This window comes from Flavobacterium sp. IMCC34518 (assembly GCF_027111095.2).
Lineage (GTDB): Bacteria > Bacteroidota > Bacteroidia > Flavobacteriales > Flavobacteriaceae > Flavobacterium > Flavobacterium praedii.
In genome coordinates, this window is record NZ_CP114284.2 from 890,078 (window position 1) to 901,954 (window position 11,877).

Annotated in this window: 10 protein-coding genes and 1 pseudogene; all 11 read right to left on the reverse strand. The window is 31.8% G+C overall.

What is annotated here, in order from left to right; all coding sequences use genetic code 11:
* Nucleotides 1–3: 3 nt before the first annotated feature.
* Entirely contained in the window at nt 4–936 is a 933-nt protein-coding gene (locus OZP06_RS03905) for a glycosyltransferase family 2 protein (RefSeq protein WP_281324260.1), read from the reverse strand.
* Nucleotides 930–1,931 (reverse strand): glycosyltransferase family 2 protein, encoded by a 1,002-nt coding sequence (locus OZP06_RS03910; RefSeq protein ID WP_281324261.1) that lies wholly within the window; start codon nt 1,929–1,931, stop codon nt 930–932. The genes OZP06_RS03905 and OZP06_RS03910 overlap by 7 nt, the downstream gene beginning before the upstream one ends.
* A complete protein-coding gene (locus OZP06_RS03915) occupies nt 1,928–2,812 on the reverse strand; it encodes an FkbM family methyltransferase (RefSeq protein WP_269223762.1) in 885 nt (294 codons plus the stop codon). The genes OZP06_RS03910 and OZP06_RS03915 overlap by 4 nt, the downstream gene beginning before the upstream one ends.
* A gap of 3 nt (nt 2,813–2,815) precedes the next feature.
* Nucleotides 2,816–4,078 (reverse strand): ABC transporter ATP-binding protein, encoded by a 1,263-nt coding sequence (locus OZP06_RS03920; RefSeq protein ID WP_281324262.1) that lies wholly within the window; start codon nt 4,076–4,078, stop codon nt 2,816–2,818.
* A 63-nt stretch (nt 4,079–4,141) separates the two neighbouring features.
* Nucleotides 4,142–5,176: a PDDEXK nuclease domain-containing protein gene (locus OZP06_RS03925; RefSeq protein ID WP_269223763.1), complete on the reverse strand. Its 1,035-nt coding sequence runs from the start codon at nt 5,174–5,176 to the stop codon at nt 4,142–4,144.
* Between the two features lie 26 nt (nt 5,177–5,202).
* Nucleotides 5,203–5,463 (reverse strand): annotated as a pseudogene (locus OZP06_RS03930) (ATP-binding cassette domain-containing protein); the annotation flags it as partial.
* A gap of 349 nt (nt 5,464–5,812) precedes the next feature.
* A complete protein-coding gene (locus OZP06_RS03935; protein ID WP_281238866.1) occupies nt 5,813–6,160 on the reverse strand; it encodes a four helix bundle protein in 348 nt (115 codons plus the stop codon).
* Between the two features lie 630 nt (nt 6,161–6,790).
* Nucleotides 6,791–7,660 (reverse strand): ABC transporter permease, encoded by an 870-nt coding sequence (locus tag OZP06_RS03940; RefSeq protein ID WP_281324263.1) that lies wholly within the window; start codon nt 7,658–7,660, stop codon nt 6,791–6,793.
* A 243-nt stretch (nt 7,661–7,903) separates the two neighbouring features.
* Complete coding sequence (locus OZP06_RS03945) at nt 7,904–9,853, reverse strand: nucleoside-diphosphate sugar epimerase/dehydratase (protein WP_269223764.1); 1,950 nt, start codon at nt 9,851–9,853, stop codon at nt 7,904–7,906.
* Nucleotides 9,854–10,073: 220 nt separating this feature from the next.
* Nucleotides 10,074–10,658, reverse strand: a complete 585-nt coding sequence (locus OZP06_RS03950; protein WP_269223765.1) for a sugar transferase — start codon at nt 10,656–10,658, stop codon at nt 10,074–10,076.
* Nucleotides 10,659–10,717: 59 nt separating this feature from the next.
* A complete protein-coding gene (locus tag OZP06_RS03955) occupies nt 10,718–11,665 on the reverse strand; it encodes a glycosyltransferase family 4 protein (protein ID WP_281324264.1) in 948 nt (315 codons plus the stop codon).
* Nucleotides 11,666–11,877: the final 212 nt, after the last annotated feature.

Here is an 11,877-nt window from a genome sequence, read left to right on the forward strand (position 1 = left end):
CTATTATAGGAGTTTATATCCTTTTTTTAAAAAAATATAAACTGTAAATCCTATTGTAATTTTAATCATTTCTAAAAAATCTAATAATTGGCATTGGATAATTAAAAGTTTCTTAAAATAATAAAATTTATATTTATTATTTTCAATTAAAGCTTTTCTTAAAATAAACTGATAACGATTCTTCAAATGTCTTTTTAATATTTTTTGATCAACTTTTTTATTTTTTTTTAATAAGAATATATGCTTCTTAATTGCTCTAAATTCAGATTCTAATTCCCTAAAATTAAGTTTGTCTATTTCTTGTGACAATGAGGTTTCATGTATCCTATATTGAATTAATGGCTCGTCAATGCAAACAATAAAAGGTTCTTGATACAACATTCTCAAATTAAAATCCCAATCATCTAGGTTAGATATCTTTTCATCAAATAATTCTTTTTGATTATTTAAAAAAAGTCTACTCCATAATGGGCCTGAGATATAAAAAGTAACCTCACCTACTAAATAATCTTCAATTAAATGATCCGAAGAAATAGTATTCTCCTTTAAAATATCATCATTTTCAAAATCATAATAAGCCACTTTACAAACACTACAATCAATATTCTTGTCAATTGAATTCAATTGTTTTTCGAGTAAACTTGGATGCATTATATCATCACTGTCAAACCACTTAATATACTCACCTTTAGATAATTCAAACCCATAATTACGACAAGTATTGGCGCCTTTAGTTCTATCATTTAGTCTCGAATAATATTGAAATCTTTTATCCTCTTTTATATATTTTCTAACAACTTTTGCGGTATTATCTGTGCTCCCATCATCGACAACAATACATTCCCAATTGGTATAGGTTTGTGCCAAAATACTGTCTAAGGTTTCACCGATTAAATAGGCACGATTATAAGTTGGAATTATTATGGAAATTAACATTTATTGATAATTTGCTTGATTTTAGAATCTAAAAATTTATTGATTTTGTAACTGCCTTTTTTTTCTTCAGAATAACTAGACAAAATATACTTAAAAAAAATAAAAAATTTAAAACTAAATGACGCCTTAAAGTTGCTGAAAAAGTATATAATATTATATTTAAAAATTCTTTTATCAACATTCTTCAATCTAAGATAACCTTCCATTATTCCATAGACGTTTTGCTGTAATTCTTTTTTAAATTTAATTTTATCATCTAAATCAAATTTCTGATTTATTGTTTTTAAAAACAAAAGATGACTTCGAAATAATTTTTCTAGAAATATACTATTCTTATATTTTGAGAGATTGTCATCATATAGTCGATAATAACAGTCTGTATTATCTATAAATTTAAACCTAATCTCAGAACTATATATCACTCTCAGATTAAACTCATCATCATCGAACATATCTAACTCTTCATTAAATCCTATTTGATTTAAAAAAAAACTTATCTTCCACAATGGCCTTGTCATATTCCATGGTAATGGACCTGTAATAAATAAACTAATTAATTCTTCCCTATTTGCATTAGTTAAATCTGGATATTTATAATTTTCCATTTTGTTATCTTTAATCAATCCCATTGAAAAGATTGCGAAATCAAGAAATGGAAACTTTACAAAAACATCTAATCTGGTTCTTAAACAATTATTTTTTAATATGTCATCTGAATCAAGAAACAATAGAAAATCACCAATACTTTTCTCTACACCGTAGTTTCTGCAACTATTTGCTCCTTTTCTTTTATTAAATGGCCTCTCATAAAACTTAAATCTGGAATCGCGGAACACATCGGAAGCAATTAATTCTTTAATATTATCCGTGCTCCAATCATCGACAACAATACATTCCCAATTTTCATAAGTCTGGTGCAAAACACTTAATAAAGTTTCTTCTATCAAATGAGCTCGATTATAAACAGGTATTATGACAGAAACTAAGGAACTCATTTTTTATATGCATAAATTAATCCTGAAATAGGTGATAAAGATTTTGAAAAATATTCAAATCCAGCATTTTTTAAAATATTTTCAATTTGTTCGGCTCCTTTATCATGCCATTCAAGCATAAAAACATCTATAGACGATAAAATTCCAGAATCTCGAATATTTTCAAATATTTCGTATTCTGCCCCTTCACAATCCATTTTAACAACGATTTTTCTATTCGGATTCCCTTTTATTATTTTGCAAAATTCCTCACTAGCATTGATAATCTGAACCTCAACTTTATCAACATCTTGATTATTTAAATAACTAGGACTTAACTCTCCACGAACACCTGTGTTTCCTTTAATAAGTTTATTAAATGCAAAAACTTCTTTTCTTGTATTACCCCCTAAACCAATATTTTGAATATTGCAAACTTTACAAAATGAATTATTTAATGAAAAATTATATACTGCCTGATTATAAGTATCTTTTACAGGCTCAAAAGAATATATTTTTTCTACATAATCTAAATTTGAAAAAAACAAAGATGAAATACCAATATTAGCCCCAATGTCAATTATAACAGTTTTTGTACTAGAATTAAAATTATAATCATTCTCTATAAAGACTTCACTTAAAATAAAAAATTCTTCAGCGCTTTCTACATAGATTTTCAAATTTAAAAAACTTACTATAAATCCTTTATTATGATTGATTATATAAAGATCTTTATATTTCTGACTTAAACTATGAATGAATTTTCTTGATTTAAAAATTAATTCAAAATTTTCGTTAATATTGTATTTGTTTAAAAGCTTCGTTTCTCTTTCAATAGCTTTCTTTTTATTTTCTATTCTAAATCCAAACTTATTGATAAGTTTATATATTATTTTTTTCATAATTTATTTATAAGAAATATCAAAATCAACATTAATTTTACTTTGCCCATTTGGTTGCTTCTTCTTTGATGAAAAATAATTGCCAGCTTCTATATTGAATGTAAAAGCATTATCAATCCAATCCGCATCTTCATTATGTACACCTAAATATATTGTGGCAAAGTACATCCCAAATTCAAAAGGAGTCTTTTTGAAGCTTATTATAATTTTATCAGGATTATCTAAAGTTTCTAAATCTTTTAAAATTGAACTAACCCAAACTAATCTTTGCCCAAAATCATCATCAATTCTTAAATCAAATCTAATTTCACTAGAATTAATTAAATCTCTGTTTACGATATTAAATACTATGTTCATTGGCTCACCAGTCATTGGTTTTATACCTTTTTCAGCTCCATAAACTTGAACATTGTCAAATAAAACTTTTTTATTTCCAATACGATTTTTAATATCTGCTAATTTAATATTAATAATATCTCCCTGTAAATACCTTTTAACACTATCATTAATCCCCCCCTCAAAAACCACCTTCCCATTCTCCATCACAATCCCCCTCGTACACAAACTTTTCACCGCCGCCATATTATGACTCACAAACAAAACCGTTCTGCCTCCTTCACGGGAGATATCCTGCATTTTGCCAATGGCTTTTTTCTGGAACTCGGCATCACCTACGGCAAGTACCTCATCTATCACCAAAATTTCAGGCTCTAGAAATGCGGCTACAGCAAAAGCCAAACGTACGGTCATACCACTGCTGTAGCGTTTTACGGGTGTGTCTATATAGCGCTCGCAACCGGAGAATTCAACAATTTCGTCAAGCTTGGAGGCTATTTCTTTTTTGGTCATTCCAAGAATCGCTCCGTTCAGGAATATGTTTTCTTTACCCGTCAATTCAGGGTTAAAACCAGTTCCCACCTCAAGCAAGGAAGCGATTCGCCCGCGAGACTTTATGCATCCTGTTGTAGGCGCCGTAACCTTAGATAATATTTTTAATAGGGTAGATTTTCCTGCTCCATTCTTACCAATGATCCCCAGAACTTCACCTCGTTCTACTTCAAAATTAATGTCCTGCAAAGCCCAAACATACTCACTGATTCCCTTAGTAGAGCGATCATTGGTATCTCCAATTTTCAAGTAGGGATTTTCCTTTCCACGTACTTGATGCCACCAACGATTCAAATCGTGGCTCAATGTTCCCGTACCTACTTGACCCAAGCGGTATTGTTTGGAGATGTTTTCAGCTTTTAATATAATATCTTTCACTGTTATCGGTTATCGTCTTTGTATTGATTTTTCATACCATAGGTAATCACAAAAACACTAATTTTATTTTCTATCTATTTTACTTTTCGAAAATTGTATTGCTTTATGCAATTTCTGTTTTAGCAATTCATTTGGGATAAACTGAGTTATGAATTCCCCAACTTTTATATTTGTGGCATCCAGTTGTAATAGTTCTATTTGTTCTTTATTCCCTTCTGCACATAAAATAAGTCCAATAGGTGCTTCTTCATCTTCTTGCTTTTCGTGTTTTTCCAACCATCTCAAGTAAAGTTCCATTTGCCCCTTATAACTCGCTTCAAACTTTCCAATTTTCAATTCAATTGCAACTAATCTTTTTAGTTTACGATGGTAAAAAAGCAAATCTAAATAATAATCTTCGTTATCAATTTGCATTCTTTTTTGTCGCTCTAAAAAAGCAAAACCATTGCCTAACTCTAAAATAAATTGTTCAATTTCTCTCAAAATCGCTTTTTCTAAATCCTTCTCTTGATAAACATCTTTTAATCCTAGAAAATCTAATAAATAAGGGTCTCTAAAAACCAAATCGGGCGTTAGAATATCTTCACTTTTGAGTTGCTGTATTTCTAATTTAGCTAATTCTTCTGGTTTTTTAGAAATGGCTGTTCTCTGAAACAGTAAACTATTTATTTTTTTACGGAGCGTATCGACACTCCAATTTTCTATGCGACACATTTGAGTATAAAAATCTCTTTCCAACTCATCTTTTATTGGTATCAATATCTTAAAATGGGACCAACTCAATTGTCGCCACAATGTAGCGACATTTTCAATATCTGAAAATTGATTAGCAAATTGTATCATTCTGCGCAAGTTTTTCTCTTCGTAGGAACGACCATACTCGATTGTCAATTGTCGCGACAGTGTAGCGACAATTTGCTTCCCGTATTCGGCTCTCTGATTGTCAAGCATTTCAGAATTTATTCTATTACCAATTTTCCAGTACATACTAGCAACATTAGAAGTAATAATTTTGCTCACTACTTCTTTTGTCTGATAGATGATTAACCGAATATCAGATAAAATTATGTCTTCAGTGTTTTTCAATTCATTTTTCATTCTACATTTTTCATCAAAAAGTTTCTCTTCCCAGCTCCATTTTTCCCAATGATTCCCAGAACTTCACCTCGTTCTACTTCAAAATTGATATCTTGAAGTGCCCAAACATACTCGCTGGTTCCTTTTGTTGAGCGGTCATTGGTATCACCAATTTTCAAGTAGGGATTTTCCTTTCCACGTACTTGATGCCACCAACGATTCAAATCGTGGCTTAAAGTTCCCGTACCTACTTGACCCAAGCGGTATTGTTTGGAGATGTTTTCAGCTTTTAATATAATATCTTTCATAATTCGTGAGCCGTGAATAGTGAATAGAGATTGCCTTCATACTATTCACAATTACGCTTCACCTTACTCTTTTTTATATACAATATAATTCTCGTTTCATTAATACTCCGTAAGAGCCGCGATTACTTCTCTCTTCTCACTATTCACCTCTCGCTACTCACTTCTAACTACTCACTTCTAACTACTCACTTCTAACTACTCACTTCTAACTACTCACTTCTAACTACTCACCTCTCACTATTCACCTCTCACTATTCACCTCTCGCTATTCACCCCTCACTATTCACCCCTCACTATTCACCCCTCACTATTCACCTCTCACTATTCACTTCTAACTACTCACTTCTAACTACACTTTACTTATATAATTCTTAAATCCTAATAAAAGCTTTTTCACTTCAATCATTTGTTTTTCCAAAACCTCCTCTTTTTCTATAAAAGTCAATCGTATTGCAATAAGATATTGCGTCTCCAATTCAGAAAGCGAACCAATAGCAATATACAGAAACTGTAATAATTCTTTATTCCCTTTTCGAGCAGCACCTTCAGCTATGTTTGATGGAATCGAAACCGCAGCCCTTCTCATTTGACTCGTTAAACCATATTTTTCAACATCTGGAAATCGCTGAGTAAGAGTATAAATTGACTCAACCAAGTCCATACTTTTTTTCCAAACATCTAATTCTTTATGATCCATTCAAGTTATTTTAACCTTAATAATTTTCTATACACCTCCCACTACTCACCATTCACTTCTAACTTCTAACTTCTAACTATTCACTTCTCACCACTCACTTCTCACCACTCACTTCTCACCACTCACCACTCACTATTCACCACTCACTATTCACCATTCACCATTCACTTCTCACTTCTCACTTCTCACTTCTCACTTCTCACTTCTCACTTCTCACTTCTCACTTCTCACTTCTCACTTCTCACTTCTCACTTCTCACTTCTCACTTCTCACTTCTCACTTCTCACCACTCACTTCTCACTTCTCACTTCTCACTTCTCACCATTCACCATTCACTTCTCACCATTCACCATTCACTTCTCACCATTCACCATTCACTTCTCACCACTCACTTCTCACCACTCACTATTCACCATTCACTTCTAACTATTCACTTCTAACTATTCACTTCTCACCATTCACCACTCACCATTCACTTCTCACCACTCACAATTCACCATTCACCATTCACTTCTCACCACTCACCATTCACCATTCACTTCTCACCACTCACCACTCACCATTCACAATTCACCATTCACCATTCACCATTCACTTCTCACCATTCACCACTCACCATTCACCATTCACCTACACCGTATCAATAAAACTCTTTTCGGTCTTATTAAAAATTAACAATCCTACAAAAAATACACCAACCGTTACCAAAAAAGTATATACCAATCCTAAAATCGAGATTTGCCCTACATTGAGTAACATATACCGCGCTGTTTCTATAATATAAGCCAACGGATTATATTGAATTAACCAACTGTATTTTGGCATTTTTTCCTGTAATAAAGCCATAGGATACATTACAGCCGAGAGGTACATCAACAATTGTACCCCAAAACCTATCAAATAATTAAAATCCCTGTATTTGGTAACCAAAGACGAAATCAACATACCTAATCCTAACCCTAGAACTCCCATTAATAGAATTAATAAAGGGAAAAACACAACCGTAGCATTCAAACTGATATCGGCTCCTTTAAAATAATAAAAAAGATAAAAAACAATAAATATGCCACACTGAATTCCAAATTTCAGCAAATTGGAAATTACAATAGAAATTGGAACTATAATTCGAGGAAAATAAACTTTACCAAAGATGCTGGCATTGCTTCTAAACGTATCTGATGTCCCGTTGATACAGGCTGTGAAATAATTCCAAACCGTAATCCCGGCCAAATTAAATAAAAATGGAGGCACAGTTCCCGTATTAATTCCGGCAACGGTATTGAAAATTATGGTAAAGGTAATCGAAGTAAACAACGGCTGTATCAAGTACCATAATGGCCCCAAAACCGTTTGTTTGTATACGGTAACAATATCCCTTTTTACAAAAAGAAAAAGCAAATCGCGATATTGCCAAACTTCCTTAAGGTTCAAAGAGAAAAATTTATTCTTGGGTGTTATCTCAAACAGCCATTCCGTATTTGGGGTATTACTACTGCTCATTATTTTGGAACTAAAATTGGTAATTGTCACTGATTTAAATAAAACCGCAAATGTAATCATTAAAGAATAGTGTTTGCTTTTTTTAACTATTCAGACCCTCCCAATTAGTGAAGAATCATTAAACCTTTAACAACTAACACCCCAAAACTCAAAACCTCCCACCAGACAAAAAAACTTTCATAATCAAAAAAGGTTTACAAGGACATCCCTTGTAAACCTTTTCTATATCTTAATTTTAAAATTTTATTTATCTAAAATTTCAAAAGTGGAATTCATGCTTTTAAACTCTGGAACGATAACTTTCATTTTAGCAACAATATCATCATTGTCAAAGTAATTAGCAATTCCTATCAGTTCATTTATGTCAACATGCAAATTCTCAAACTCATCTTGAATTTCTTCAGCAATCATTATTTTTTCATGATAAGTAGGAATTGTTTTTGCTGTATCGTTTAACAACTCTTCATATAATTTTTCTCCGGGTCGCAATCCCACAATATCAATTTTTATATCTCTATCAGGAATAAATCCGGCCAGTTTGATCATTTTTTTGGCCAAATCCAAAATTTTAACTGGTTTCCCCATATCAAAAATATAAATCTCTCCTCCATTCCCCATGGCACCAGCTTCCAATACCAGTTGACAAGCTTCTGGGATGGTCATAAAATAACGAATAATATCAGGATGAGTAATCGTTACTGGACCTCCATTTGCAATTTGTTTCGTAAACAAAGGAACTACGGAGCCATTTGATCCCAAAACATTTCCAAAACGAGTGGTAATGAATTTTGTAGCATTGAGTTTGTTCTCTTTTATATTTTTAATCTGCAAAGATTGCACGTATTTTTCAGCAATTCGTTTGCTGGCTCCCATAACATTGCTCGGATTAACCGCTTTATCTGTAGAAACCATAACAAACTTTATCACTTCATATTCACAGGATAAATCAGCTAGATTCTTGGTTCCTTCTATATTGGTCAAAATCGCTTGTGAAGGATTTTCTTCCATCAATGGCACGTGTTTATAAGCGGCAGCATGATAAACAACTTGTGGTTTAAACGTTTTAAAAACCCTGTTCATCGCCTCCTTATTTCGAACATCGGCAATAACATGATGAATCTTTGATTTCGAATGCAATTTTTCCAATTCAAGACTCAAATGATGCAAAGGGGTTTCAGCTTGATCTAATATAATTACTCTTTTAGGATTAAAAGTTAAAACCTGTCTTACAATTTCACTTCCAATAGAACCTGCTGCTCCCGAAATTAAAACCGTTTTATCTTTGAGTTGCTTCGAAATGGATTTATTGTCCAATACAATTGGTTTTCGCTCTAATAAATCTTCAATCTGTATGTTTTTTACCTTTTGTGAAATTTCTTTCTGATTTTCCCAGTCCGTAATCAAAGGCACTGTATAAACTCTGTAATTAAATTCCAAACACTGATCTACAATTACCAATTGCTCTTCTTTCCCTAAACTTTTATCGGCCATAATAACCGCTTCAGCTCCAACAGAACGCATTAATGAAGGTAGTTTTTTCTTTTGAACCAAAATGGGTAAATCCAACATACGCTTTGAAGCATTTTGGTTGTTTCGATCCACAAAACCCACAATCTTAAAACGAGTTGGCGTTTCAAATTTCAAAGCATTCGCAACCGAAATCGCGTTGGCGTCTGTTCCGTAAATTATAGTTCGTATTAATTTGGTAGCGCTTTTCTCAGACAAATACATTTCGAAAGTTTGCTTGACCACGACACGATACAAAAACAAACCACAAAACGACAACACCACATTGATAAAAAGTGCTGTAGTCAAGAATATTCGTTCATCATTTAGCAACTCATAAGCAAAGTTAAACACCAAAAAAACAACCAATACCGACATTTGCGAAAACAAAAGTTTCACTGCATCTATATAGGACGAATGTCGTATTATACCCGAATAGGTTCTAAACAACCAAAAAAAGAAAATATTGGTTCCAAAAAAGCAAGTAATAAAAAAGACATCATGAGTTGTATTAATGTATTTTAATCCTGTTCCTCTAAAAATAAGAAGGGTAAAGAAAAAGGTAATTATCAATACCGAAAAATCAATCATAACAATAATCCACCTTGGCAGGTAACTCAAATTACGAATGCTTAATCTCAAATTGGCTCTTGACAAAAATCCAGAATAAAGGGAATTTTCATTCATTTTTTAGCGTTTTTTATTTTCTTAAAAGAAACAAAGGAAGAATACAAAATTACAAATTAAAATACATCTAGAAGTAAAATTACACTATAGAATATTACATTTCTGACGAAATACATAAAATGACTATCTACAACCATTTAACAAAAATGCAACACCTTAATTAAATCAATTTTAGACCTATTTTAAACAATAAAAAAATAAAGAATTACAAAATTAAGATTTAACTTATAATTTTTACAACTACAAATCTTCCAGTTGCGACAATAATCTTTAAATCTTCATACAAACTCTGGTGATGGTAATAAGCCAAATTCAGTTTCAATTTATCTGGAAATAGCACTTCGTCATTATATCGCAAAGGATTTTCTTGATTGTCCAAAAGCTTGTCTTCATTGTAATATTTTAAAGAAGCCAAACTGGTTAATCCTGGTTTTAATTCCAAAATTTTCCGATTCTCACCTTCTAACAAATCATAATAACCCGCAATATCAGGTCTTGGACCTACAACACTCATTTCTCCTTTCAAAACATTAAAAAACTGAGGCAACTCATCTAATTTGTAATTTCGAAGTAGTTGACCAATTTTTGAAATTTTTATACCTTTCCCTTCACCATCTGAATTAATTTGTATTGTTCTCAATTTGTAAATTTTAAACTTTTTCCCAAATTGGCCAATACGATCATGTGTAAAAATCCCATTTGTTTGAGTATCGATAACAGCCAAGAACCAAGCAGTCAAAAGCAACCACGAAAACACAAAAAGCATTAGAATAGAAAATCCAATATCAAAAACACGCTTTAACATTGACTTAAAATTTAATCTAGAAATAAGAAAATGATCTTTTTGTCCCACAATCAGTAAATCTATGTCAAATTAATTTTCTGAACCACTCGGCTTCTAATCCATACATAAATTGTAATTTGAAACAACAATAAGCAAATCACAATAGGTAGAGACAAACTGCCTTTTGAATCTAAAAAAATCAACAGTACATTAATCAGTAGCTGGATAAAGGCATACATAAAAGAAACTAGAATATGGGAATAGCCTAATTCATTCGCCAAATATTGGTACAAATGAGAACGGTGGGGTTCCAAAATATTTTCTTTCTTTTTTATTCGTGTAAAAATGGTAATAACGGCATCAATTCCATACACGGATAAAAAAAGGAGATAACCAACTTGACCCGAAACCAAAATCGTTTTTATCATAAAAAAGCCCAAGAACAAAGCCATACTAATACTTCCAACATCACCGGCAAATGTTTTGGCTTTTTTCCGAACATTAAAAATTCCAAAAGCACAACAAGACAATTCCATAGTCCATAATAACGGAAGACTCTCTTTATTTATTTCTAAAAAAGAAAAACTAACAATAACCACAAAGGCATACATTACAGTTATCCCGTTGATGCCATCCATAAAATTAAACGCATTCACCCATCCGATTAATAAGATAAAAACAATAGGCAAAAGCCAAAGTGCTTGAGTAAACAAATTCAAATCATAAAAAACCAAGCCAATAGCTATAGCATGAGAAGCAAATCTGGGCAATTGAGATAAAGGTTTTATATCGTCAATAAAGCTAACAATTGCCACCAAAAGTACCGCAACTGTTAATGCCCAAGAAACATATCCCAGGATGCAAGCTGTTAAAATCGCTATAGGAAAAATAACTCCTCCGCCGCGCAATGTTATTGATGTATGCGAAGAACGGCTATTGGGTTTGTCAATAATATTATAAAAATCGGCAATCTTGAAATAAAGCAATTCAACATCAATAAATAAAAAAAGTAAGGTAATGTAATTCATTATAGGAGGTTATCGGTTATCCGTTTTCTGCATTCCGCTAAATTCTATTTTAAAAAGCAATTAATTTTGAAACATATAAGTCATAAAAGAAAAAGAAAACTAGCTTTCCAAATATTAGTTAAAGTAAAAAAAGTTTTGTATTTACTTAAATGGACTTAGTTTTTACTTAGCATTATTCAGCCTAAAAACTTACATGACTAATATGGTTTGAA

What these genes read in the sequence shown, in the direction of transcription:
- OZP06_RS03905 (WP_281324260.1), bottom strand. Translation starts at nt 936, where the DNA reads ATGTTAATTTCCATAATAATTCCAACTTATAATCGTGCCTATTTAATC.
- OZP06_RS03910 (WP_281324261.1), bottom strand. Translation starts at nt 1,931, where the DNA reads ATGAGTTCCTTAGTTTCTGTCATAATACCTGTTTATAATCGAGCTCAT.
- OZP06_RS03915 (WP_269223762.1), bottom strand. Translation starts at nt 2,812, where the DNA reads ATGAAAAAAATAATATATAAACTTATCAATAAGTTTGGATTTAGAATA.
- OZP06_RS03925 (WP_269223763.1), bottom strand. Translation starts at nt 5,176, where the DNA reads ATGAAAAATGAATTGAAAAACACTGAAGACATAATTTTATCTGATATT.
- OZP06_RS03935 (WP_281238866.1), bottom strand. Translation starts at nt 6,160, where the DNA reads ATGGATCATAAAGAATTAGATGTTTGGAAAAAAAGTATGGACTTGGTT.
- OZP06_RS03940 (WP_281324263.1), bottom strand. Translation starts at nt 7,660, where the DNA reads ATGAGCAGTAGTAATACCCCAAATACGGAATGGCTGTTTGAGATAACA.
- OZP06_RS03945 (WP_269223764.1), bottom strand. Translation starts at nt 9,853, where the DNA reads ATGAATGAAAATTCCCTTTATTCTGGATTTTTGTCAAGAGCCAATTTG.
- OZP06_RS03950 (WP_269223765.1), bottom strand. Translation starts at nt 10,658, where the DNA reads ATGTTAAAGCGTGTTTTTGATATTGGATTTTCTATTCTAATGCTTTTT.
- OZP06_RS03955 (WP_281324264.1), bottom strand. Translation starts at nt 11,665, where the DNA reads ATGAATTACATTACCTTACTTTTTTTATTTATTGATGTTGAATTGCTT.